The organism is Lentzea albidocapillata subsp. violacea (assembly GCF_900100275.1).
Lineage (GTDB): Bacteria > Actinomycetota > Actinomycetes > Mycobacteriales > Pseudonocardiaceae > Lentzea > Lentzea violacea.
Window position 1 is genome coordinate 1 of the sequence record NZ_FNET01000017.1, and the last position, 22,386, is coordinate 22,386.

At 69.5% G+C, this 22,386-nt stretch carries 26 protein-coding genes; 8 read left to right on the forward strand and 18 right to left on the reverse strand.

The window, feature by feature from the left end:
* From BLR21_RS30200 to BLR21_RS30235, 8 genes are all read right to left on the reverse strand, one after another.
* The coding region (locus BLR21_RS30200) for a helix-turn-helix domain-containing protein (RefSeq protein WP_143027919.1) at positions 1–302 on the reverse strand (302 nt) is incomplete at its 3' end.
* A gap of 43 nt (positions 303–345) precedes the next feature.
* On the reverse strand, positions 346–825 hold the full coding sequence (locus BLR21_RS30205; protein ID WP_090011292.1) for a hypothetical protein: 480 nt from the start codon (positions 823–825) through the stop codon (positions 346–348).
* 38 nt (positions 826–863) lie between these two features.
* The gene (locus BLR21_RS30210) at positions 864–2,576 is read right to left on the reverse strand and encodes a DUF2264 domain-containing protein (protein ID WP_090011294.1); all 1,713 of its coding nucleotides are present in this window, start codon (positions 2,574–2,576) and stop codon (positions 864–866) included.
* A 31-nt stretch (positions 2,577–2,607) separates the two neighbouring features.
* Entirely contained in the window at positions 2,608–3,558 is a 951-nt protein-coding gene (locus BLR21_RS30215) for a hydroxyacid dehydrogenase (RefSeq protein WP_256335029.1), read from the reverse strand.
* Entirely contained in the window at positions 3,555–4,382 is an 828-nt protein-coding gene (locus tag BLR21_RS30220; protein WP_090011295.1) for a carbohydrate ABC transporter permease, read from the reverse strand. Before BLR21_RS30220 ends, BLR21_RS30215 begins: the two co-directional genes overlap by 4 nt.
* Complete coding sequence (locus BLR21_RS30225; RefSeq protein WP_245816570.1) at positions 4,382–5,257, reverse strand: carbohydrate ABC transporter permease; 876 nt, start codon at positions 5,255–5,257, stop codon at positions 4,382–4,384. The genes BLR21_RS30220 and BLR21_RS30225 overlap by 1 nt, the downstream gene beginning before the upstream one ends.
* Positions 5,254–6,552 carry an ABC transporter substrate-binding protein gene (locus tag BLR21_RS30230; protein ID WP_090011500.1) on the reverse strand — a complete coding sequence of 433 codons (1,299 nt, stop codon included), beginning with the start codon at positions 6,550–6,552 and terminating at the stop codon, positions 5,254–5,256. Before BLR21_RS30230 ends, BLR21_RS30225 begins: the two co-directional genes overlap by 4 nt.
* Before the next feature lie 33 nt (positions 6,553–6,585).
* Positions 6,586–7,614, reverse strand: a complete 1,029-nt coding sequence (locus BLR21_RS30235) for a substrate-binding domain-containing protein (RefSeq protein ID WP_090011297.1) — start codon at positions 7,612–7,614, stop codon at positions 6,586–6,588.
* A gap of 99 nt (positions 7,615–7,713) precedes the next feature.
* Between BLR21_RS30235 and BLR21_RS30240 the strand changes: the two genes are divergently transcribed.
* From BLR21_RS30240 to BLR21_RS30255, 4 genes are read left to right on the forward strand one after another with little or no spacing between them, the layout of a single operon-like run.
* Positions 7,714–8,634 carry a TIGR01777 family oxidoreductase gene (locus BLR21_RS30240; protein ID WP_090011299.1) on the forward strand — a complete coding sequence of 307 codons (921 nt, stop codon included), beginning with the start codon at positions 7,714–7,716 and terminating at the stop codon, positions 8,632–8,634.
* A 1-nt stretch (position 8,635) separates the two neighbouring features.
* Complete coding sequence (locus BLR21_RS30245; RefSeq protein WP_090011301.1) at positions 8,636–8,887, forward strand: SH3-like domain-containing protein; 252 nt, start codon at positions 8,636–8,638, stop codon at positions 8,885–8,887.
* Positions 8,880–9,146, forward strand: coding sequence for an SH3-like domain-containing protein (locus tag BLR21_RS30250; RefSeq protein WP_090011303.1), 267 nt, complete (start codon positions 8,880–8,882; stop codon positions 9,144–9,146). The genes BLR21_RS30245 and BLR21_RS30250 overlap by 8 nt, the downstream gene beginning before the upstream one ends.
* The gene (locus BLR21_RS30255) at positions 9,139–9,729 is read left to right on the forward strand and encodes a nitrile hydratase subunit alpha (RefSeq protein ID WP_090011304.1); all 591 of its coding nucleotides are present in this window, start codon (positions 9,139–9,141) and stop codon (positions 9,727–9,729) included. Before BLR21_RS30250 ends, BLR21_RS30255 begins: the two co-directional genes overlap by 8 nt.
* Positions 9,730–9,784: 55 nt before the next feature.
* On the opposite strand, the gene BLR21_RS30260 is transcribed toward BLR21_RS30255, so the two are convergent.
* The 3 genes from BLR21_RS30260 to BLR21_RS30270 form a co-directional block, all read right to left on the reverse strand.
* On the reverse strand, positions 9,785–10,246 hold the full coding sequence (locus tag BLR21_RS30260) for a DoxX family protein (RefSeq protein WP_143027920.1): 462 nt from the start codon (positions 10,244–10,246) through the stop codon (positions 9,785–9,787).
* A 58-nt stretch (positions 10,247–10,304) separates the two neighbouring features.
* Positions 10,305–11,975: a peroxidase family protein gene (locus BLR21_RS30265; RefSeq protein WP_090011306.1), complete on the reverse strand. Its 1,671-nt coding sequence runs from the start codon at positions 11,973–11,975 to the stop codon at positions 10,305–10,307.
* A 120-nt stretch (positions 11,976–12,095) separates the two neighbouring features.
* Positions 12,096–13,148 carry a glycosyltransferase gene (locus BLR21_RS30270; protein ID WP_176929860.1) on the reverse strand — a complete coding sequence of 351 codons (1,053 nt, stop codon included), beginning with the start codon at positions 13,146–13,148 and terminating at the stop codon, positions 12,096–12,098.
* Between the two features lie 43 nt (positions 13,149–13,191).
* Here BLR21_RS30270 and BLR21_RS42810 point away from each other — a divergent pair, with 43 nt between their 5' ends.
* The gene (locus tag BLR21_RS42810) at positions 13,192–13,515 is read left to right on the forward strand and encodes an STAS domain-containing protein (RefSeq protein ID WP_063758217.1); all 324 of its coding nucleotides are present in this window, start codon (positions 13,192–13,194) and stop codon (positions 13,513–13,515) included.
* 85 nt (positions 13,516–13,600) lie between these two features.
* Complete coding sequence (locus BLR21_RS30280) at positions 13,601–13,957, forward strand: RNA-binding S4 domain-containing protein (RefSeq protein ID WP_090011310.1); 357 nt, start codon at positions 13,601–13,603, stop codon at positions 13,955–13,957.
* On the opposite strand, the gene BLR21_RS30285 is transcribed toward BLR21_RS30280, so the two are convergent.
* The 5 genes from BLR21_RS30285 to BLR21_RS30305 form a co-directional block, all read right to left on the reverse strand.
* A complete protein-coding gene (locus BLR21_RS30285; RefSeq protein WP_090011312.1) occupies positions 13,946–14,812 on the reverse strand; it encodes an NAD-dependent protein deacetylase in 867 nt (288 codons plus the stop codon). The genes BLR21_RS30280 and BLR21_RS30285 overlap by 12 nt on opposite strands.
* Before the next feature lies 1 nt (position 14,813).
* A complete protein-coding gene (locus BLR21_RS30290) occupies positions 14,814–16,511 on the reverse strand; it encodes a cellulase family glycosylhydrolase (protein ID WP_090011506.1) in 1,698 nt (565 codons plus the stop codon).
* 156 nt (positions 16,512–16,667) lie between these two features.
* Positions 16,668–17,549, reverse strand: coding sequence for a class A beta-lactamase (gene bla, locus BLR21_RS30295; protein ID WP_090011313.1), 882 nt, complete (start codon positions 17,547–17,549; stop codon positions 16,668–16,670).
* Between the two features lie 63 nt (positions 17,550–17,612).
* Positions 17,613–18,443, reverse strand: coding sequence for a phosphatase PAP2 family protein (locus BLR21_RS30300; RefSeq protein WP_090011315.1), 831 nt, complete (start codon positions 18,441–18,443; stop codon positions 17,613–17,615).
* 25 nt (positions 18,444–18,468) lie between these two features.
* Positions 18,469–19,128, reverse strand: a complete 660-nt coding sequence (locus BLR21_RS30305; protein WP_090011317.1) for a TetR/AcrR family transcriptional regulator — start codon at positions 19,126–19,128, stop codon at positions 18,469–18,471.
* Positions 19,129–19,208: 80 nt separating this feature from the next.
* Here BLR21_RS30305 and BLR21_RS30310 point away from each other — a divergent pair, with 80 nt between their 5' ends.
* Both BLR21_RS30310 and BLR21_RS30315 read left to right on the forward strand, forming a co-directional pair.
* Positions 19,209–20,225, forward strand: coding sequence for an MBL fold metallo-hydrolase (locus BLR21_RS30310; RefSeq protein WP_090011319.1), 1,017 nt, complete (start codon positions 19,209–19,211; stop codon positions 20,223–20,225).
* 9 nt (positions 20,226–20,234) lie between these two features.
* Complete coding sequence (locus tag BLR21_RS30315; RefSeq protein ID WP_090011508.1) at positions 20,235–20,795, forward strand: ester cyclase; 561 nt, start codon at positions 20,235–20,237, stop codon at positions 20,793–20,795.
* Here BLR21_RS30315 and BLR21_RS30320 read toward each other — a convergent pair.
* Both BLR21_RS30320 and BLR21_RS30325 read right to left on the reverse strand, forming a co-directional pair.
* On the reverse strand, positions 20,792–21,397 hold the full coding sequence (locus tag BLR21_RS30320) for a response regulator (RefSeq protein ID WP_090011322.1): 606 nt from the start codon (positions 21,395–21,397) through the stop codon (positions 20,792–20,794). The two genes, BLR21_RS30315 and BLR21_RS30320, sit on opposite strands and share 4 nt — an antisense overlap.
* Positions 21,394–22,356, reverse strand: a complete 963-nt coding sequence (locus tag BLR21_RS30325) for a sensor histidine kinase (RefSeq protein WP_256335030.1) — start codon at positions 22,354–22,356, stop codon at positions 21,394–21,396. Before BLR21_RS30325 ends, BLR21_RS30320 begins: the two co-directional genes overlap by 4 nt.
* Positions 22,357–22,386: the final 30 nt, after the last annotated feature.

Genomic DNA, 22,386 nt, shown 5'->3' on the forward strand with positions numbered 1-22,386 from the left:
ACGATCACCTCTTCGACCTGATCGACCGTGATCGACGGCGGCCGGCCCGGCCGTTGTTCATCGACCAGGCCGTCCAGCCGATCCCGCAGAAACCGCCTGCGCCACTTCGTCACCGTCGCCGGATGCACCCGCAGATCCTCGGCGATCCGCGTGCCCGGCACACCATCCGCACACGCCAGCACGATCCTGCACCGCTGCGCCAGCACCTGCGACGACTTCGCCCGCCGCGCCCACCGCTGCAACGTTTCCCGCTCCTGCTCGGTCAACGTCACCTCAGCAGGAGGACGTCCAATCCGCGCCATCACCCCACCATAGACTTACCCAGCGGATTTCAGGCGCAGGACACTAGATGCGGGCGAACAGGTCCGTGATCAGCTTCTTCGACGGCTCGACGCCCGCGGGCGACATCACCTCGATCTGGGTCTTGCCCCTGCGCGCGGCCACGGTGTGCTGGGCGGTCTCGGCCCCGCCCGCGCTGGACTCGTAGGCCTCGTCGAACAGGCCGTCGATGGCCTTGGCCTTCTCCGGCTTGCCCTTGGCGAACGTCGCGGCGGTCGCGTTGGTGGTGAACCGCACCTCGACCGGCATGCCGGCACCCACGTAGTTGCAGGTCGTCACGGCCTTGTCGACGCTCTCCCGCTGGCCCTGCAGCCGCAGGTTGAGCGCCTTGCCCACGACGGAGGAGTTGGCGTTCGCGCAGTTCGGGCCGTTGCCAGCGGGCTGCTCGACCGTCGTCTGGGTCGCGGGGGCCTGCGACGGGGCGGCCTGGGGTTCGGAGGTGCAGGCGGCGAGCAGGAACGCGGCGACGAGGAGGGTGATGCGCACATCACTTCATCGAGCCTGCCGCCGCCGCGTTACCCCGTTCAGGCGTCCAGGGTCAGCCGGAGGATCTCGTCGACGCGGGCGTTCCAGTCCACTTCCGCGACGGAGCCGTGGAGAACCGCCACCGCCGCTAGGGTCACGGTGCCCTCGACGTCCGCGGTCAGCACGGGGACCTTCGCGGTGGCGACGAACGCCGTGCCCTGCGGCGCGGGCCGTGACTCCGTGCCCGTCCAGCCCCGCACACCGGCCAACGACGACGGCAGGTCCGTGGCCCAGCCGGTGAGCTCGGCCGTCGTGCCGGGCGGTGCGCCGATCACGCGGTGGATGCGCAGCTCCTGGTCGTCCCAGACCGCCGTGACGCTCTCGATCCGCAGGCCCGGCACCATGGGCTGGTTCGCGTCGAACACCGGCCGATGCCAGGACGCGGCCCAGTTGTCCCGCGCGCCCAGCGGGTGGATCCGCCTGCGCACGCTGCGGTCACCCCGGACGACGAGGCTGATGTGGTTGTCGGCGACGTTGTGCCTCGCGGTCGGACCACTGGCCGTCGAGTAGGCGAAGCGGCTGTAGAGGGGGTCGTCCTCGGTCGCGTACTCGCCCTCGAACGGCCGCACGTGGTCGCTGCCGTGGTTGTGCAGCCGCGTCACGCCATGGTGCCGCTGGATCAGCAAGCCCGGGCCGGGCAACGCCAGCGTCCGGTCCTCGTCCAGGCTCTCCTCGGTTTCTGTCCACAGTGGATGATCGGGGCCGGCGAGCAGGCAGACGAACGCCTTCGACGCCCAGTACGGCGAGGCCGGTCCGGAGTAGGGCTGCAGACTCGCCTCGTGCGGGCCGTGCCAGCCGAGGCTGAGCAGACCGCCGGACAGCGATCCCCGGTCCAGGAAGTACCGGAGGGTCTGGCTGATGAGCTGACGGGAGTGGCCGGAACTCAGTGGCGTCTCACCGGTGAGCGCGCCCAGCGCCACGGCCGACGCGGCGGCGAAGCGGTAGGTGAGCGACCGTCCGAAGTAGAGCGGGGCGCCGTCCGCGCCGAACAGCAGGTGGAAACTCTCCAGGTGCTCGCGCAGGTGCGTGGTGACGGGACGGCCGTCGAGGTGGGCGTCCAGCGCCGGGTAGAGGTGCAGCGCCCAGCCGTTGTAGTGGTCGAACGCACGGCCGTCGCCGTCGGAGTACCAGCCGTCGCCGACGTACCAGCCTTGGAGCAGTTCCATCGCGCGGGCTTTCGCCTGGCGGGTCTCGTCGTCACCGCGTCCGGCCGACTCCAGGAACGACGCCACGGTGTACGGGAAGAAGTACCAGTTGTTGGCGGCGGGAACGTGCCGCAGTGCCTCCCGCAGCCAGGCCTCGGCGCGGTCCTGCACCGCCTCCGGGAGCTTGTCCCAGAGCCACGGCCTGGTAAGGCGCAGGCCCAGCGCCACGGAGGCCGACTCGACCATGGGCTGGCCGACGTCGAAGATCGCGGGCCACTCCCCCGCCGTACCGGCCGCCAGTCCCGCGGCGTAACGCTCCAGCCAGTTGTGCGGATCCTCGCCGTGCGCGGTGCGGAAGGCGGCGGCGAGGAACGTGCGGGCGTAGCCCTCCAGTCCGTCCGACCGGACACCGCTGCGGGACGGCCTGCCGGGCAGGTCGAGGAAGGCCTGGTCGGGGGACGCGTGCCGCCAGGCGGCGGCGAGCAGGCCGTCGGCAGTGGCCACCCAGTGCTCGCGGGTGAGGCCGGTGCGGGGGCTGAGGACGTGGTCGGGGTCTGGCAGCTTCACGCGATGTGGTCCCTTCGGTTGCCTGGCAGCCTCACGCGATCCGCTCTCTTCTCTCGCCCGGCACCGGAGTCGAGAACGGCTTTCCCGCCACCCACCGGCGGACCTCGTCCACGGCGTGGCGGCCGAGCCGGCCCCACTCGTTGCCCTGCGAGCCGGCCAGGTGCGGGGTGATGAGCACGCTGTCGTGGTGCCACAGCGGGTGGTCCGCCGGCAGCACCTCCGGGTCGGTCACGTCCAGCACCGCACGGATGCGACCGGCCTCCGCGACGAGCGCGTCCTGGTCCAGCACGGCGCCGCGGGCGGTGTTGATCAGCACGGCGTCGTCGCGCAGCAGGCCCAGCAGCTCGCGGCTCACCAGGCCCGTGGTCTCCGGCAGCAACGGCGTGTGCACGCTGAGGACGTCGCTGCGTTCGAACAGCTCGGTGAGGCTCACGGACTCGGCACCGTCCACTTCGGTCACGAACGGGTCGTGCACCAGCACGTGGAAATCGTAGGGCGCCAGCAGCTCGACCACCCGGCGGCCGATCATCGACGCGGACAGGATGCCGACCGTGGCACCGAAGTTGCCCACCGAGGCCGGCACCCCGTACACCGACATCCGCTTGGTCTCGCGGTAGTCGCGGGCGCGTTCGAGCACCCGCTTGCCGCTGAGCAGGATCATCGCGACGGTGTACTCGGCGACCGGCAGCGCGTTGGCCTGCGCGGCCGACGACACCGCGATGCCGCGTTCCCAGCAGGCGTCGGTGACGAAGCCCTTGACCGAGCCGGCGGTGTGCACGATCGCCTTCAGGCGGGGCAGCCGGGCGAGCACCTCGGCAGTGATCGGCGGGCAGCCCCAGCCCGTGACGAGCAGGTCGACGTCCGGGACCTCGGCGAAGTCGGGACCGACGCCCGCGAAGTCGCAGGCCGCCCGCAGATCGTGGAGCACGGGCGTGAGAACGGCTTCGGCGGCTTCCGCCGACATCACGCCCGCGGCCCTCACTTGACGGCTCCCGCGGTCATGCCGGCCTTCCAGAACCGTTGCAGCAACATGAAAGCGAGGATCAGCGGCAGCACCGCGAAGAGAGATCCCATGATCACCACCGGGTAGTATTCGGGAGAGACAGTGGCCGAGCTGTTCCACTGGTAGAGGCCGAGGCTGACGGGGTAGAGACTCTGGTCGGACAGCATGACCATGGGCAGGAAGAAGTTGTTCCAGATCGTGGTGAGCTGGAACAGGAACAGCGTGACCATGCCCGGTCCGAGCATCTTGAAAGCGACCCTGAAGTACGTGGCGAGGTCACCCGCGCCGTCGATGCGGGCGGCCTCCAGCACCTCGTCCGGCACGTAGCCCTGCGCGAAGATCCGGCCGAGGTAGACGCCGAACGGGTTGAACAGCGCCGGGATGAACACCGCCCAGAACGTGTTCACCAGGCCCGCCTCGGACGCCATCAGGTACAGCGGCAGCGCGAGCACGGTCTGCGGCACCATGACCGCCGCGAGCACGAGCCCGAAGAGCTTCTCCTTGTGGCGGAAGGCGTACTTGTCGAACGCGTAGCCCGCGGCGATCGAGATGAACGCGCTGACCGCCGCGCCGATCACGGCGTACAGCAGGCTGTTGAGGTACCAGCGCGGGTACAGGCCCTTGTCCATCGCGAACAGGTTCGTGACGTTCTCCACCAGGGAGAAGCCGCCGAACAGGTCGCTGTTGAACAGGGCGTCGACGTTCTTCGTGGCGGCGAGCACCAGCCACATCACCGGCAGCAGGGTGTAGAGCACCGAGATGCCGACGACCACGTTCACCGTGGTCCGGCCGAGGAGGGTCATCAGGCGGCCTTCCTGTTCGTCCAGCGGGTGACGCCGTAGGACAGCGCGACCGTGAAGGCCAGCAGGATCACCGACGCGGCCGCGGCGAGGCCGTAGTTGTTGCGGGTGAAGGCGGCGTCGAAGATGTACATGCTCGGCGAGAACCGGGCGCTGATCATCGGGGTGGACTGGCTGAGCAGCACGGGTTCGGTGAACAGCTGCAGCGCCCAGATCAGGGTGAAGATGCCGACCGTGACGATCGCGCCGCGCACCAGCGGGGCCTTGATGCGCAGGGCCTGCTTGACCGGGCCCGCACCGTCCACGACGGACGCTTCCAGGACCTCGCGCGGCACGGCCTGCAACGCGGCATAGAAGATCACCATGTTGTAGCCGAGGTTGCTCCACAGGGCGATGTTCACGATCGACGGCAGGACGGTGTCGATGCCGAGGAAGCTGATCTGGATGTCCGCCTTGGCGAACAGGTCGATGATCGGGCTCAGGCCGGGTGTGTAGAGGTAGAGCCAGATCAGCGCGGCGATGATGCCCGGCACGGCGTGCGGCAGGTAGAGGCTCATCTGCGCCCAGCTGCGCAGCTTCGCCACGCCGGAGTCGAGCAGCAGCGCGAGGGTGAGCGCGCCGGCGACCATCAGCGGGATGTAGAGCAGGCAGTACAGCACGACGGTGAGGAGGCTGCCCAGGAACGTCGGGTCGCTGAGCACGGCGCCGTAGCTGCGCAGGCCGACGAACACCGTGCTCTCCGGGCCGAAGCCCAGTCCCGGCTGGTCGGCGGCGAAGAAGCTGAGCCAGACCGCCGTGCCGGTCGGGATCAGGAAGACCGTGATCAGCAACAGGAAGAACGGCGCCATGAGGACGGCGCAGGCGAGCTTGCCCTTCACCGCGAACCCTCCTCAATGGACAGTCCGAGCGCCAACAGGTCGGGCATCGTGCCGCTCTGGGCCTCCCGCACCGCCTCGATCAGCGTGCCGGCACCGGCGCCTGCCTTCGCGAACCCGTCCTGCATGACCTTCAGGGTGGCGGTCATCCGCGGGCCCCACACCCAGCCGTCGCGGATCTTGTCCGCCTCCTGCCGGAAGAGCCGGTAGATGTCCTGGCCGCCGTAGTACTCGCCGGGGAACGCCTTGGCGCCCGCCTCGACGAGGCCTGGTGCAACGGGGTACTGGCTGCTGGTGCCGCTCTTCAACCGAGCCGTCAGCGCGTCCGGGTGGGTGCACTGCCACTCGATGAACTCCATCGCGGCCTCGGGTTCGGCGGAGTCCTTGGTGATCGCGAACGTCGAACCGCCGTGCGTGCCGACGACCTGCTCGTCCCAGACCGGCATGGGGGCGATGCGCCACCTGCCCTTCTGCGCGGGCCTCGCCCGCATCTGCGCGCCCGCGTCCCACGCGCCGCTCAGCCTGGTGATCACCCGGTCCTGGCCGATCTGCGCGTCGTGCTGCTTGCTGTCGCTCGCGTTGCTGAACACCAGGTCCTCGTCGATCAGGCCCTGCCAGTAGGTGGCTACCTTCCGGGTGGGCTCGTCGGCGAGGGACACGCGCCACCTGCCGCCGCTGGTGTCGAACCACTGCGCGCCGGCCTGCCAGGCATAACAGGCGAACTGCGTGCCGCCGTCCGTCGGGAAGATCGCGAGCTTCCTGTCCGGGAACCTGGACTTCACCGTCCTGGCGAGTTCCGCGAACTCGTCCCAGGTCGCCGGGAGCTCGAAACCGTTGGCCTCGAACAGGTCCGCGCGGTAGTGCAGGACCATCGGCTCGACGTCGAGCGGGACGCTGAACACGCGGTCGTCGAACGTCGTGAGCTTGAGCGCCTGCGGCAGCAGCTTCTGCTTCAGGCGGTCGGTCACGAGGTCGGTGATGTCCCTGGCCACGCCGTCGATCGCGTACCCCGGGACCTGCGGGTACTCGATCGTGGCGATGTCCGGTGCGTTGCCCGCACGAGCCGCGTTGCTGAGCTTGGCGTAACCGCCCTGCCCGCCGGAGGGGATCTGCTGGAAGACCACCCTGATGCGGTTCTGCGAGGAGTTGAAAGCGTCGACGACCTGCTGGCTACCGCGCAGGGCCGACCAGAACGTGATCTCTACCGGACCTCCGGCACCGCGGCGTTGCGGAGTGGAGCAGGCCGCCAACGGTGCCGTGAGGCCCGCCGCGAGAAGTGTGCGACGACTCAGGCGCATGGACCGCATCCTGATCGCCTGATCGGTTTGCCGTCAAGAAACGTTCAAACGCTCAGTCGATGAACGGATCTTCAACGTCGGCAGCAGCTCGATGCGTTCGGGGGCCGTGACCTCGCCTTTCAGCTTCCGGAGCAGCAGTTCGGCGGCGACTCTGCCGACCTCCGTCTTCGGCGGCGCGACGGCCGTGAGCGGAATGCTGCCGAGCGACGCGACCACGTCGTCGTACGACACGACCGAGCACATCCGCGGCACCTCCATCCCGGCGTGCATCATCTGCTGGACCAGCATCAACGCGTCCTCGTCGCCGTGCAGCACCGCCGCCGTGGCCCGGCGCTCGCGCAACACGTCCACGAGCCCGGTGTCCGGCGAGCTCCGCACCGTGACCGCGTCCTCCAGGTCCGCCGAGATCTCACGGAACGCCCTGCGCAGCACCCGCGCCGTCGGGCTGTCGTCGCGTGCGGCGAGCACGATCCGCCGATGCCCAAGGTCGGTCAGGTGCTTCACGGCCAGATGCATGCCGTACCAGTGGTCCGAGCACACGGAGTTCATCGCCCGCAGGCCTCCGCTCGGGCGGCGTTCCATGAGAACGGTCGGCACGCCCGTGTCCGCGAGCCAGTCGTCCTCGGCCTCCTCCTCGGACGTGCGCCACCGCGGTGCCATCAGCAGCCCCTGCACCGGCTCGGTCAGCGCCTTCTCGACGATGGGCCGTTCCGCGCCCCTGGCCTGCGGCGCGATGTGCAGGACCACCCGCATGCCGGCCTCTTCGAGGGTCTTGCGGGCGCCGTTCATCGTCTCGTAGAGGTACGTGTGGCGCTCCGGCACGACCAGCGCGATCGCCCCGTTCGTGGCCTGCCTGGGCTCCGGCTGCTCGACCGGCGTGAGCGAGCGCGCGACGCCGTGCCCGCGCCGCAGCTTGCCGAGCCGCGCGAGCTCCTCGACGTCGCGCCGGATCGTGACGATCGAAACGTCCAGTTCCCCGGCCAGATCGCTCACCCTGACCGTGCCCCGCGACGCCGTGACGGCCAGGATCCGCTGCCGCCGTACCTCGCTGGACTCCCGCATGACCGACCGCCTGTTCGTTTGAGCGTTTTGCGCGAGCATAGCTGAAACGGCTCTCAGCGACCGGGGGCTACCGTCGGCCGCGAGGGGGAACGAGACGACATGAAGATCGTGATTCCAGGCGGTACCGGCCAGGTCGGCGGCGTGCTGACCCGCGCGTTCAGGGCGGCGGGCCACGAGGTGGTGATCATCAGCCGTAGCGGGGGCGTGCGCTGGGACGGCCACTCGCTCGGCAGGTGGGCCGACGAGATCGACGGCGCCGACGTCGTCGTCAACCTGGCCGGGCGCAGCGTGAGCTGCCGCTACACGGCCGAGAACCTGCGGCAGATGATGCGCTCGCGGGTGGACTCCGCGCGGGTCGTCGGCGAGGCCATCGCGAAGGCAGCCGACCCGCCGAAGGTGTGGCTGCAGATGAGCACCGCGACGATCTACGCGCACCGGTTCGACGCGGCCAACGACGAGGAGACCGGCGTCCTCGGCGGGCGCGAGCCGGACGTGCCGGGCTACTGGGCCTACAGCGTCGAGATCGCCAAGCGCTGGGAGGCCGAACTGGACGAGGCCGACACCCCGGGCACCCGCAAGGTCGCGCTCCGAGCGGCGATGGTGATGAGCCCGGACAAGGGCGGCGTGTTCGACTACCTGTCGTGGCTGGCACGCCTCGGGCTGGGCGGCCCGATCGCGGGCGGGCACCAGTACGTCTCGTGGATCCACGACGACGACTTCGTACGGGCGGTCGCGCTGCTGATCAGGGAACCGATCGCGGGTGCGGTCAACCTCGCGGCGCCGAACCCGGTGCCGCAACGGGAGTTCATGCGCGAGCTGCGCGGGGCCTGGCACGTGCCGGCGGGCCTGCCCGCGACGAGCTGGATGGCCGAGATCGGGGCGTTCGCGATCCGCAGCGACACCGAACTGCTCCTCAAGAGCCGCCGGGTCGTGCCGGGCAGACTCCAGCAGGCCGGATTCGAGTTCCACTTCCCGAACTGGCGGGAGGCGGCGCAGAATCTGGCTGAGCGCAGGAGGTGACATGCCGAGGATGAACGACGTCGGCGGCCAGGACGGCTTCGGGCCCGTGATCGAGGAGCTCGACGAGCCGCCCTTCCACGCGGACTGGGAAGCGCACGTGATGGCCATGAACAGGGCGCTGATCGGGCAGGGCGTCTACAACCTGGACGAGTTCCGGGACGCCGTCGAACGGACCATGTCGCACGAGTCGTCGTACTACGAGAACTGGTTCCGCGCGATCCAGACACTCCTGAAGGAGCGCGGCGTTGTCTGAGCGCTACCGGACCGGCGACCGCGTCCGGACGTCCACAGTGGACCCGGACCACCACACCCGGCTGCCGCACTACGCACGCGGCCGGCGCGGCACGGTGATCGGCCACGACGGCGTCCATCCGCTGGCGGACCTGAGCGCGCAAGGAATCCAGCAGCCACAACAGGTGTACCTGGTGCGGTTCGCCGCACGCGAACTGTTCGGCCACGGCGACCACAGCGTGACGCTGTCCCTCTGGGAGGACTACCTCAGCGATGAGTGACGACCACGACGACTCCCCGATCGCCGCGCGCGTCCGGGAACTGGAAGCGATGCTCGAGGAGAAGGGCCTGCTGGACCCCCGCGAGCTGGACCAGGTGCTGGAGGCGTTCGCGCACAGGGCCTCACCCGCCAACGGGTTCCGGGTCGCGGCACGAGCCTGGGTGGATCCCGCCTTCAGGGCACGCCTGCTGGAGAACGCGAACGAGGCGTTGCCCGAGCTCGGACTGTCCATGGGCGGCGGCCTGCAGGTGCAACGGCTGCACGTCGTCGAGAACACCGAGGACGTGCACAACGTCATCGTATGCACGCTCTGCAGCTGCTACCCGCTCTCGCTGCTCGGACCGTCGCCCACCTGGTACAAGAGCACGGCGTACCGCTCGAAGGTGGTCAGCCACCCGCGCGAGGTGCTGGAGCAGTTCGGGCTGACGCTGCCCGAGACCACCAGGATCGACGTGTGGGACGCGAACGCCGAGTCGCGGTACATGGTGCTGCCGCGCCGTCCCGAGGGTACCGAGGACCTCAGCGAGGCCGAACTGGCGGCGAAGGTGACGCGCAACGGGCTGATCGGCACCGCGGCCGTGTAAGCCAACGGCCTGAACGGCGGGAGCCGCCCAACCCAGACGGCAGAGCGGCTCCCGTTCACCGCACCCTCGGATGCGATGAGGCGATGACCACCGCGGCGGCGACGGTCACCAGGTTCTTCAGGATGTACTGGGCTTCGAACGACGCCTGCAACGGACCCGACCACATCTCGCCGGGGAACAACACCAGCGGTGTCGACACCAGCACGGCATGGCCTGCCAGCAGGGCCGCGCACAACCGTGGTGCGCGGAAGCTCAGCAGAACCAACGCGATCCCGATCTCACTGATCGCGGCACTCATTCTTGCCAGATCCCCGTGGATGATCCCGAACGTCAGCGCGGAGACCGTGCGTTCGACGAGATCCTGGGCAGGGCTGCCACCGGGAAAGAGCTTCAGCACGCCGAACCAGAGGTACACGACCCCCAGTCCGATGCGCAGCAACGGAATTCCGGACTCCCGCGCAAAACGAGCCAGGCGTTCTCCGGTGCTTTCGCTGCGTGTGGTTTCTGGACTCGACATCGAACTCCCTCTCCTGTCTGACTGCCACCACCCAGTCAGACAGGACACGCGAGGAAGATCAGCTGACCGGGTCGCCCAGCGGGTTCAGCAGGTCGGCCTTGCCCTCGAAGGCGAACAGCAGCAGGTCGACCATGCGGAACGTGCTGGAGTCCGGGCCGAGGGTGGGCCGCCAGTACGGCGAGCGCACGATCGAGATCCGGCTGCCCTCCATCGCGCGGTGGAAGACCTCCGCGGTGATCCGGCCGCCGACCGGGCCCATCAGCCCGTTGCCGGCCTCGGCCTCGCGCAGGATGTAGAACCACAACGGGGTGGCGGCGACCAGCTGCGCCTTCTGCTCCTCGGACAGGCCCTCGACGACCGCGCCGCCGTTGCCCACCAGGATCTGCTCTGCGGTGAGCGGCTCCACCCCGAACAGCTCGGCGATCTGCTGCCCGGTGGCAAGCTCCATCATCGAGGCCCTGGTGAGGTTGCGGAACGCGAGGTTGCGCTCGATCTCGCGGAACTGCGTGCCGCGTCCGCCGAACGTGCCGGCCGGCAGCTGCGTCAGCGGGTCGACCAGCAGCGTGTCGATCCGCTTGGTGACGTTGCCGCCACCGGTCTCCGCGGGCGGCACCAGGTCGTCCCGCTCGGCCTCGGTGAAGTCGTAGAGCCGCCGGAAGTCCGCGATCCAGTTGCTGGGCAACGTGAAGATCGGGCCCCGGTTGACGTCGTCGAGGTCGGCCGGCGTGCCGGAGCTGGGATCGAAGTTGCCGCTCACCCCGGTGAAGGTGAACAGCGCGAACAGCGTCGCGATGCCACCGGGCCCGGTCGAGTTGAACACGCGGTTCCACTGGTACGCGCCGCGGATCTGGCTGTGCCCGAAGCGGTACGAGGCGACCGAGAACTCGATCGGCATGGTCGGCGAGTGGTCCCGGCACCGGCCGGGCACCTCGAAGAACCTGCGGCCGTTGGTGAACACGTCGTCCACGATCGCCGGGTCGATGATCCGCGGCAGGTGGTCGGTCCTGAGCATCCACTGGTAGTGCCGCACCACGAGTTCCTTGGCGGCGCGGAACAGCCGCTCGCCCGTGAGGCCGGTGAGCGCGAGCTCGTCGACCACCCGGTTGTGGAAGCGGATGAACGCGAGGTGCGTCTGCGCCACCACGAGGTTCTCGTCGTTGCGGGCGTCCGGGATCAGCGGCAGCCGCCGATCCGCCGCCGTGCCGGCCGTCCCACCGCGGCGCGGCAGGTCGAAGCCCTCGAACGGGACGTTGGTGCCCTCGTCCGGGAACGGCACCGGCGTGGTGGTGCCGACCTTGAGCTTCACGCCGTCCTGGGCGTAGAAGACCTGGTCGTCCTTGTCGCGCGGGCCGCGGCCGTAGACCGAGTCGAGGTCCAGCGCCGGCGAGCGGCCCTGCGTCAGCTCGTCGAGGTTGACGTCCTGCCCGAGCTGCGACTCGGTGCGGTCCATCGTGAGGTCGTGGTCGACGAACTGACCGAGGTAGGTGAACCCCGCCGGAACGGCCGGATCCGCCGAGTCGGGCTGCGGAACGGCCGCGGTGACGGCGGTGGCGAGGGCGACCCGCGTCTCCTCGTCCGTTCGCGGCCCTTTCGGCCCCAGTCGCGAGAACCGGAACCTGCGCAACTCCTCCGCTGTGGAGGGCTGACGCGTGATGGCCCCGCCTCTGCCGTCGAATTCCAGTACACCTTCGCCCACGACGAAGAAACTGTCGCGCACGTGCCTTTTCATGTTTCCCCCTGTTTTCCCCTCTTACAGGCGACCTGTTCTCCCCAACAAGCACCTGCCCCACCGCCAGTCTCCAGACGGACTAAATTTCCGTCGAAGCTTTTGGTCACACCCAAAATGTCGTCACACAGCGGATACGAGGTGGTCCGGAATACTCGTGAAGACCTCAAGATCGATTGTTTGCGCGGCCAGGTTCTCAGCGGCGTCGTGATATCTCCTCGTGTTCAGCACGTGCTGGATCCGTTCGGCCAGAACGGTGGCGGTCAGCCCTTTCACGTCCACCCGCACGCCTACGCCGAGATCTTGAATGCGGTCCGCGTTACGCGGCTGGTCGGCGAACAACGGCATCGCGACCATCGGCACGCCGGCGGTCAGCGCCTCCCGCACGCCGCTGTAACCCGCGTGCGTCACGAACACCTTCGCGGTGCCGAGGAGCCGTTGCTGCGGGATCTCCGGTGCGAGGCGCACGTTCGACGGGCGCGGGCCGGTCCACGCGCCGTGGCCGATCGCGACGACAGCGCGTGCGGAGACCTCACCCAGCGCCTCCACCACGACGTGCGGCAGCGTGGACCCCGGCATCAGCCACTGGGCGTTGGTGCCGAAGGAGGCGACGATCTCCGGTCCCTCGTCCTCGTCCCCCTGCTCGATCGGCACGCGGAAGTGGTGCTGGGCCGGGTGCCACGACGCAGGGGTCAGCCCGGCGGTGAGGACCGGTTCGGTCGCGCCGACCTGGAACCTGGCGCGGACCTTGTCCACCAGCTCGTCGAGCAGCGGGATCTCCAGCGGCGCGAACGGGGCGATGTCGATCAGCGCGTGCGGGATGCCGAGCACCTCGGCGGCGATCTGGCCGCCGTACTCGCTGGTCTCGCGCACGATGACGTCCGGACGCCAGGTGCGGGCGAAGTCGAGGATGTTGGCGGCGGACGCGACCACGAGCGCGTCGGACCAGAGCGGCACCTTCAGCACGCCGTCACGTTCCGGAATCCACGGTGGCGGCGGCCCGAGGTCCGACGGCGCCGAGATGTCCGGCATCACGACGGTGTGCTCGAGGTGCGCCATCGCGGGCCCTGTCGCGATCACGGCCTCGTGGCCCCTCTGCCGGAACGCCCGCGCGAGCGGCACCATCGTCGGCATCAGGTGGGAGTGGATGGGCAAGGACGTCAGAAGAACGCGCACGAGAACCAGTTTCGCGCCGGGCACCACTGGGTACAGCTGCGAAATGCTCGAAGTCATGGTGACCGAGTCGTCGCCTGCCTCCACCCTCGTCACTGTCTCCGGTGAACTCGCCGGCTCCGGTTCGGAACGACTGCTCGCGCGGCTCGACCGTCTGCTCGACGACGGCCACCGCTACGTCGTGCTGGACCTGGCAGCCGTCACGTTCTGCGACTCCAGCGGGGTGAGTGCTCTCGTGCGCGGACATGCGCGTGCCTCGGCCGCGGCGGGCGGGTTGAAGCTCTCCGCCGCGTCGGAGCAGGTGACACGGGTGCTCGAACTGTCGGGCCTGGCCAGAATGCTCGGCTTGCAGTCCACTGTGGAGGCTTAGCCACAGGCCGTCCGCATCGATCTCGCCACCGAGGTCCTGCGACCGCCAGGAGCCTCATGATCTCCGGGAGTGCCATGATGGCGGGGTGGAGTCCACGCGCATCGACCGCTGGCTGTGGGCGGTCCGGCTGACGAAGACCCGCCCGGACGCCTCTCAGGCGTGCAAGGGCGGCCACGTGCGCATCAACGACAAGCCCGCGAAGGCCTCGGCGACCGTGGCCGCCGGCGACCAGGTCCGCGTTCGTGTGAACGACAAGACCTGGACGGTAGACGTGGTGCGGGTGATCCAGAAGCGCGTGGGCGCGGCGGACGCGGCCACCTGCTTCATCGACCGCACTCCCCCGCCGCCGGTGGAGGCCCCGATCGCTCGGCGCGAACGGGGTGCGGGGCGTCCTACGAAACGGGAACGGCGCGTGCTGGACCAGTTCCGGTCACAGCACTAGACCGGCCAGCTCCGTCAGCGATCGTCCGAGTGGCAGGTCGACCCGCAGCGACGCGTGTGGATCACCGCGCGTCTCGCCCCGGTTGATGATCACGACCGGGATTCCGGCGGTGGCGGCCCGCCGCACGAACCTCAGCCCGGACATGACCGTCAGCGAGGAGCCGAGGACGAGCAGGGACCGTGCGCCGTCGACGAGCGAGTAGCACTGTTCGACGCGGGGGCGCGGCACGTTCTCGCCGAAGAACACGACGTCCGGCTTGAGGACGCCGCCGCACTCCACGCACGGGACGACCACGAAGTCCTGCACGGTCTCCTCCGGCAGGAAGACGTCGCCGTCCGGGTTGATCTCGTTCGTCGTCGCGTGGAAGTCCGGGTTCGCCTCGCGCAGGCGGCGGTCGAGGTCGATGCGCGGTGAGAGCAGCCCGCAGTCCAGACAGATCACGCGGTCGAGGCCGCCGTGCAGTTCCACGACGTCCGGCGAGCCCGCGGCCTGGTGCAGGCCGTCGACGTTCTGGGTGATGACGCCGGAGAGCAAGCCCGCGAGCCTGGTGACGGCGTGGTGGCCCGCGTTCGGCCGTGCGCGGGCGATGGTGCGCCAGCCGACGTGGCTGCGCGCCCAGTAGCGCTGCCGGCCGGCCTGGCTGGTGGTGAACTCCTCGTACGTCATCGGGGTGTGCTTGCGCAGGGACCCGCCCTCGCCGCGGTAGTCGGGGATGCCGGACTCGGTGGAGAGGCCCGCGCCGCTGAGCACCAGCACCCCACCCTCCGTGACGATCGGCACGACGTCGGTGAGGGTGGTGGTGCGCGGCAGCGCCGGGCCCGGGTTCGACCAGCTCAGAGTGGGCCTAGTTCGCACTTCACCAGCTTACGTACCACTGTCGAAGCTCGGCCTCGGCCGCCGCGACGTCGCCCGCCGACGGGGCCGTGACCAGCGCGAACTGCCGTCCCTGGCCACTTCGCAGCAGCAGCTTGCCGCCCTCGACGGACGTGGACGCCGAACTGATCACCAACGGCGAGCGCAGGGACTCGGGCAGGTGGAGTTCGGTCGGCGCGGGGCCTCCGTTCGAGTCCCAGACGAGCACGGCGAACGGCGCGGAGCCGACGAGCGTGCGGACGGCGGGCAGCGGGATCTGCTGCCAGGTCTCGTACGCGCGGTCCTCGTAGGCGAAGGCGAGCGTGGTGCCCGCGACGGCCTGCGGGTAGACACGGTCGACGATCGCCCGGTCGACGTTGAGCACCGCGTTGCCCGCCTCGTCGAGCTTGACCGCCGAGAAGTGCTCGTCGTTCATGGCGTCGCCGTCGGTCATGACCTTGCCGGGGTTGTCGTTCATCAGTTCGTGGTGACGGCCGTAGTTGGTGTCCCAGTGCCACTGGCTGCCCGAGATCACGCTGCCGCGCGGCGCCGACCACCAGCGCGCGCCCGGCGCCGTCGAGTCGAGACCCTGGTAGATCGCCTTGAGCACGGACGGCATCTTGTCGGAGGTGAAGCCCGAGACGGGGTGGCCGAACTCGGAGACGATCGAGGTGGTGCCGAGCGCCCTCGCGCGGTCGCGGATCGTGCCGAACGCCCGGGTGTACTCGCCGTCCGCCGCCTTGCCCGGCATGAGGACTCCCGACTGCGCCTTGCCGTCGTAGAAGTGCGAGTTGAACACGAACCGTTCGCCGAGGGCGGGCACGAGCGTGAGGCCGCCGGGTTCGGCGAAGAAGTCGACGTTCTGGTTCCAGAACACCAGCGGTTCCACGAACGCGGGCTTGGCCGTCCAGCCCGCCTCGTCCATCTCCGCGCGGAACCGGTGGTAGAACGGCATCAGCAGGTCGCGCTCCCACGTCTGCGAGGTCTGGCCGGCGTCGTACTTGCCGGCGTACGGCTCGTTCAACGGGTCGACACCGACGACGAGCTTGAACTCGTTGGCGGGCAAGGCTTCCCTGACGTGCTTGAGTGCCTCGCCGGCCGCGTTGACGAACGAGTCCCGCACACCGTCGCGGTTGTGCCAGAAGTCGTACGTGGCGGCGGTGACGGCGTTGTTGTTCTTCATGTTCTGGCCCCAGTGGAAGCAGAGGCCGCACGACTCCTTGGGGTACCCGCTCGCCGCCCACGCCGGTGCGCCGTCGCCGGTGTACCAGCTGTCCCTGTTGAATAGGTGGCGCGAGTAGAGGTCCTGGTGGAAGTCGAGGTAGACGCGGATGCCGAGGCCGGTGAAGGCGCGCAACTGCGCCGTCACGCCGTCGAGGTAGGCGTGGTCGATCTGGCCGCGCTGCGGTTCGATCCACGCCCAGGTCAGCAGGAACCGCACCGCGTTCGCGCCGGTCAGCTGCTTCATGGCCTGCGCGGACCTGCGCGCGTCGGCCGTGTTCGCGAACGGGAGCCCGCGGTACTCCGCGAGTTTCGCCGTGCCGGAGACGTTGAAGCCGCGCAACACCACCTCGCGGCCGTGTTCGTCGCGGAAGACCCCGCCGGACACCCGCAGCTCGGAGCCGTCGAACGACTCCGCCCGCACGGGTGTGACCGCCAGGGAGAGAAGGAAGAGGACCACCAGGAGTACCGCTCGCCGCATCGCCGCCGCCTTTGGGAACGTGAACGAGATTCGCATTGCGACCGTAGCCGGTGAACGCGCGTTCGACCAGCGTTCGACGATCAGCCCTCGTCGTTCGACGACATCAGAACGGCCTGGAGCAGCTGCTCCAGGCCGTTCTCCGAGCCCTGGGTGCGGTCAGCTGAACGTCGCCGCCACGAGCTCCGCCGTCCTGGCGAGCAGCGGTTCGTCGGCGCCGCCGGTCGGCTCGTCCTTCCTCGTCGACAGGACGGCGATCACGATCGGCGCGCGGCCGGCCGGGAACGCGATGCCGACGTCGTTGGTGGTGCCGTAGCTGCCGGTGCCGGTCTTGTCGCCCCAGCGCCACGCCGACGGCAGCCCGGCACGGATGCGGTTGCCACCGGTCGTGTTGGCCAGCAACCACTTCGTGAGCTGGTCGGAGTCGTTCGAGTTGAGCGCGTGGCCCAGCGTCAGGCGCGCGTAGCTCTGGCCGATGGCGCGCGGTGACGTCGTGTCGGTGATGCGGCCGGGTTCCGCCGAGTTCAGCTCCGGCTCCCAGCGGTCGAGGCGCGTGACCGGGTCGCCGATGGAACGGCTGAAGCGGCTGATCGCCGTGGGGCCGCCGAGTTCCCTGAGCAGCAGGTTGGCCGCGCAGTTGTCGCTGTAGATGATGGTCGCCTCGCACAGGGCCGAGACGGTCATCCCGTTCGCGAGGTTCTCGGGCTTGCCGGTCTCCGGGCCGTAGCCGGACTTGTCCACCTCGGCCTGCGTGTAGGTGATGACCTTGCCCAGCAACGTCCCGTCGCGGTCCTTGCGCAGGATCGCCGCCGCCGCGATGGTCTTGAAGGTCGAGCACATCGGGAAGAGCTCGTCCGCGCGGTGCAGCACCGTGCGACCGGTGCCGGTGTCCGTGGCGAACACGCCGAGGCGCGCGTTGTGCCGCTTCTCCAGTTGACGCAACTTGCCGGTGACCGTCGAGGCCTGCGCCGCGGCGGGCACGGCCACGGCCAGCGCCGCTCCGGCGCCCAATGTCAGTGCGGCACGTCGGTTGAAACTCAACGTCCTGTCCCCTCCTCCGGAAACCTCTCCACCGGACAGGACGCGCGAGAGATCAACTGGTTGTCACGCGATCCGGCGCCAGCACGCGAGGTACGTGAGCGCGGCGATCAGCGAACCGGCCGACGCGAACGTGCCCGCTCCCAGGTAGATCACCCACTCGTCCGCGTTCAGACCCTCGTTCGCCAGCGAGAACCCCCACAGGATCCCGCCCAGGGCCAGTGTTGCGGCGGCGATGAACGACCAGAACACCACCAGGACCACCCGCCCGGCTCGGCGCGGTCCCGTGTAGGGCTGCAGGGAACCCTTGCGCTGCAACCACCACGCGGCGAGGGCGGCGACGGCGAGCGCGATGCTGTCGGCGGCGAGGGTGTCACTCAGGCGGTGCCACTTCGCGGTCAGCGTGTACTGGCCGATCGCGGTGGCCCACGGCAGCACGAAGAACAACATGACGCCACGCCACTTCCACGGCACCACGATGATCGCCGCGAACAACACGGTCATCGCGATCGTCGTGTGTCCACTCGGGAGGCTGTTGTGCGCGTAGTCGCCGGTCACCTCGACAAGTGCCGGACGCGGCAGGACGAACCGCTTGAGCGCCTGCACGACGAGCTGGCCCACGACGATCACACCGACCGCCGCGACGGTGAGGTCCCAGCGTTTCCTGAGCACGCCGACCAGGGCGACCGCCAGCACGGCCGCGGCCAGCGAGTAGACGGTGATCTGGCCGAGCGCGTCCCAGGCGGCGTCCGATTCGGTGACGTTGTCCTGGTCGGCGCCGCGCAGGGCCGCGTTCTCGATGGTCTGGCCGGCCTTCGTCAGCACCGCGAGGACGTACACGACCGCCGCGAAGACGAACCCCGCCGCCGCGACCACGGGCCACCGTCGATGGTTCACGCGGCGAAGTCTGCCGCCATCCGGCCTAGCGCGCTGACTGAAGATCAATACGCGTCAGCACGGCCGTGACCGCGAGGTCCACCGTGTACTCGAACTCGGCCTCGCGGTCGAACTCCGCCAGGTGCGGCGCCGTCCGCACCACCGCGGGGAGCCCCGAGGCCTGGAGTGCTCCGCGGCGTGCGCCGTCGTCGCCGCCGAACGTCGGCGCCGCCGACACCTCGCGCAGCAACGTGCCGATCAGTGTGGCGAGCAGCATCCGCAGCAGGTGCACGGACTCCTGAGCCGAGGCGCCCGCTGCCAGCAGGACCTCCAGCACCGCGTCCACCGGAGCGAGGCCCTCCAGCGACGACAGCTGGCGGGTGAGCACGAGCGGCGCGGCTCCCGGATGGGCCAGCGCGCGGGCCCGGAACGCCTGCGCGATCGCACGCAGGTCGCGGCGCGCGTCACCGGTGGACTCCGGCAGGACCAGGCCGCCCAGCAGATGCTCGGCCACCGCGTCGAGCAGCCCGTCCTTGCCGTCCACGTGGTTGTAGAGGCTCTTCGCGTCGACCCCGAGCGCCCGCGCGACCGACCGCATGCCCACGCCCGCCACGCCTTCGGCGTCGATGACCTGCAGCGTCGCCGCGACGATCGACTCGCGGGACAGCAGCGGCGTGCGCGGACGGCCTCGGCGCGGTTCAGTCACGCGGCCATTGTGCCTTGCGGATATCCACAGCGTGGGTTTAACCTCGAAATTAACCCACAGCGTGGGTATTGGAGGGGACGATGAGCTTCACCAGGATCGACACGCTCGACCACATGGACGTCGAGGGCGGGCCTGGCGCACGGCTGCGCGTCGCCCGTGAGCGGGGCGAGGCGTTCCGGCGGGAGTTCGCCACGACCGGCACGCCGGACGGCATCGTCACGCGCGACCTGGTGACGCTGCCGTACCCGACGCGGTTCGGCCTGTTCAGGGCCTCGCGGGCGATCGCGCCGTTCCTGTCGATCACGAACCGGATGCTGGTGATCCGCTGGCACGACGACGGCCGCGAGCGCATCCTGCTGTTCGAGCCGAGCGACCACGAGTACGGCCGGTACACGCCGTACTTCGAGGACCTGTCTGGACGGACCCCGGACGTGATCGAGCGGCGCATGGTCAAGGTCCACGGCACCGTGCCCGGCCACCTCGAACGGCTCGGCATCGCGCCCGAGGACGTCGACTACCTGATGTTCGACCACCTGCACACCCAGGACCTGCGGCGCTGGATCGGCGCCACGCCGTACTTCCCGAACGCCAGGGTGATCGTGCAACGCGACGAACTGGCGGCCCTGAGCGAACTGCACCCGTTGCAGAAGCCCTGGTACCAGCCGGCGACCTACCGCGACCTGCCCGCGGAGGCGTTCCTGCCGATCGACGGCTCGGTCGTGCTCGGCCCCGGCGTCGCGGTGGTCAAGACGCCGGGTCACGTGTTCGGCAACCAGAGCCTCGTGGTCAACACCTCGACCGGCATCTGGGTGAGCAGCGAGAACGTGATCGCCGCCGAGGCGCTGACACCCGAGCACTCGAAGCTGCCCGGCCTCGCGTCGTGGACGCGCCGGTGGCAGCAGGAGGTCGTGCTCAACGCGAACACCGTCGAGACCACCGCCGACCAGTACAACTCGATCATCCTGGAGAAGACGCTCGCCGACCGCAGCCAGGCCGACCCGCGGTTCCTGCAGTTCTTCCCCTCCAGCGAACTCACCGGCGCCTGGACCAACCCCGGCACCAGGCCCACGTTCAGCCACGGCCAGATCGTCCACTGAGGAGTGTCGATGTCATCCCGTTTCGTCCTGCCGTCCGAGGAAGTCCTGCGAGCCCGCGAAAAGCTGGTGCTCGACCACTTCCGCGACGAGGTGGCGCACGACTGGGACGCCACGCTCTCGACATTCCCGCACCCGCACTACGAGGTCATCGCCCAGATGGTCGTGCACGACGGCGACAGCGCCGTCCGGCAGTACTACACCGACACGCGCGTCGCGTTCCCCGACCAGCACCACGAGCTGATCTCGTTCCGGCACAGCGTCGACGCCGTGATCGTGGAGTTCTGGCTGATCGGCACGCACCTCGGGCCGTTGGGCAAGATCCCGGCGACCGGCGGCAAGCACCGCACGCGCATGAACGCGTACTTCATCTTCGACGCCGACGAGAACCTGGTCACCGAGCGGATCTACTTCGACCAGCTGTCCGTGCTGAAGCAGGTGATCGGCGGCATCGACCGGCGCAAGCCGAGCGGGCTGCGCAAGCTGCTGCAGGTGTTGCGCGGGATGCTCGCGATGTCCGGCAGCCGGCCGGATCAGCGGCTCACGAAGACAACGCCTCCGAACATGGACTAAAGCCGGATCAGCTTGCGCTCGACGGCGGTCGTCACGGCCGCCGTCCTGGTGTCCACGCCGAGCTTCACGAAGATCCGCACCAGGTGCGTCTTCACGGTGGCCTCGCTGATGAACAGCTCCTTCGCGATCTCCCGGTTCGACAGGCCGCGGGCGAGGTGCTCGAGGATCTGCACCTCGCGTTTGCTGAGCTTCGGCGCGGGGCCACGGACTTGGCGCAGCAGCCGTTGCGCGATGTCCGGCGAGAGCACGGTCTGGCCCGTCAACGCCGTGCGCACCGCCTTGGCCAGGTCCTCCGGACCGCAGTCCTTGAGCAGGTAGCCGATCGCGCCGGCCTCGACCGCGCGCACGATGTCGGCGTCCGAGTCGTAGGTCGTCAGCACCACGACCTGCGGCGGGTTCTCCAGTGCCCGGATCCTGCGAGTGGCCTCGACGCCGTCGATGCCCTTGCCCAGCTGGAGATCCATCAGCACGACGTCCACAGTGGACGCCCTGGTCACCGACTCCTCACCGGTCGCGGCCTCGATCACCTCGAAGTCGCGCGACAGCAGGCCGACGAGCCCGAACCGGACCACCGGGTGGTCGTCCACCACCAGCACCCTCATGGCGTCGGCACCGTCACTGCCACCGCGGTCCCCTCCCCCGGCGCGCTCTCCACGGACACGGTGCCACCCAGCTCGGTGATGCGCCCGCGGATGGACGCCAGCCCGTAGCCACGGCCGTCCGCCGACCTCACCTGCGCCGGGTCGAAGCCGCGGCCGTCGTCCACCACGTCCAGCGTCACCGCATCTCCCAAGTACGACAGGGTGATCGCCACCCGGCCGGCTCCCGCGTGCTCCGCGACGTTCGCGACCGCGCCCTGTGCGACCCGCAGCAACGCCACCTCCGTCTGCACGCTCAGCGCGTACGGATCGCCGTCCACCTCCACGTGCGGGCAGAGCCGGCGCAGCGCGTCGACCAGCGTGCCGTGGATCGGCGACAGGTCGCGGACGAACCGCCGCGCCTCGCCCAGGTTCTCCCGCGCGACCTCGGCGGCCTTCTCGGTCTCCCCGAGCGACAACAGGAGGTTGATGCTGGAGAAGCCCTGCGCCAGGGTGTCGTGGATCTCGCGGGCGAGGCGCTGGCGTTCCTCCAGCACCCCGGCCTCGTGCAGCAGGCGGGCGCGGTCGAAGAACACCGCCGCCGTCAGCACCGCGACGCCGACCGGGCCGAGCACCAGCGACCAGTCGAACGTCGTGGCCAGCCTGATCTGGGCCAGCACCACGGCTGCCGTCAGCACGGCCGCGATCGGCAGCGCCACCCGTGGCCTGAGCTGGCGCAGGCACTGGAAGAACAACGGGATCGCGCACCAGCCGAAGCTCGGCGCCAGCCACACCAGCACCAGCCACACGGAGAGCACGACCGGCAACGCCCGCGTCCACCGCACGCTCGCGGGATAACCGAGGGCCAGCGCGAAAGCGAGACCGAGCACGACGAGATCGGCGCCGTGGTACGCGACGTACCGCGCCGCCGACGCCGTCAGCAGCACGTAGAAACCCGCGTGCATCGCCCTGTGCAGCCACACGTCGGCGACTGTAGGCGAGAGGCGCACCGC

What these genes read in the sequence shown, in the direction of transcription:
- BLR21_RS30220 (WP_090011295.1), bottom strand. Translation starts at nt 4,382, where the DNA reads ATGACCCTCCTCGGCCGGACCACGGTGAACGTGGTCGTCGGCATCTCG.
- BLR21_RS30230 (WP_090011500.1), bottom strand. Translation starts at nt 6,552, where the DNA reads ATGCGCCTGAGTCGTCGCACACTTCTCGCGGCGGGCCTCACGGCACCG.
- BLR21_RS30235 (WP_090011297.1), bottom strand. Translation starts at nt 7,614, where the DNA reads ATGCGGGAGTCCAGCGAGGTACGGCGGCAGCGGATCCTGGCCGTCACG.
- BLR21_RS30240 (WP_090011299.1), top strand. Translation starts at nt 7,714, where the DNA reads ATGAAGATCGTGATTCCAGGCGGTACCGGCCAGGTCGGCGGCGTGCTG.
- BLR21_RS30245 (WP_090011301.1), top strand. Translation starts at nt 8,636, where the DNA reads ATGCCGAGGATGAACGACGTCGGCGGCCAGGACGGCTTCGGGCCCGTG.
- BLR21_RS30255 (WP_090011304.1), top strand. Translation starts at nt 9,139, where the DNA reads ATGAGTGACGACCACGACGACTCCCCGATCGCCGCGCGCGTCCGGGAA.
- BLR21_RS30260 (WP_143027920.1), bottom strand. Translation starts at nt 10,246, where the DNA reads ATGTCGAGTCCAGAAACCACACGCAGCGAAAGCACCGGAGAACGCCTG.
- BLR21_RS30265 (WP_090011306.1), bottom strand. Translation starts at nt 11,975, where the DNA reads ATGAAAAGGCACGTGCGCGACAGTTTCTTCGTCGTGGGCGAAGGTGTA.
- BLR21_RS42810 (WP_063758217.1), top strand. Translation starts at nt 13,192, where the DNA reads ATGCTCGAAGTCATGGTGACCGAGTCGTCGCCTGCCTCCACCCTCGTC.
- BLR21_RS30290 (WP_090011506.1), bottom strand. Translation starts at nt 16,511, where the DNA reads ATGCGGCGAGCGGTACTCCTGGTGGTCCTCTTCCTTCTCTCCCTGGCG.
- BLR21_RS30310 (WP_090011319.1), top strand. Translation starts at nt 19,209, where the DNA reads ATGAGCTTCACCAGGATCGACACGCTCGACCACATGGACGTCGAGGGC.
- BLR21_RS30315 (WP_090011508.1), top strand. Translation starts at nt 20,235, where the DNA reads ATGTCATCCCGTTTCGTCCTGCCGTCCGAGGAAGTCCTGCGAGCCCGC.
- BLR21_RS30320 (WP_090011322.1), bottom strand. Translation starts at nt 21,397, where the DNA reads ATGAGGGTGCTGGTGGTGGACGACCACCCGGTGGTCCGGTTCGGGCTC.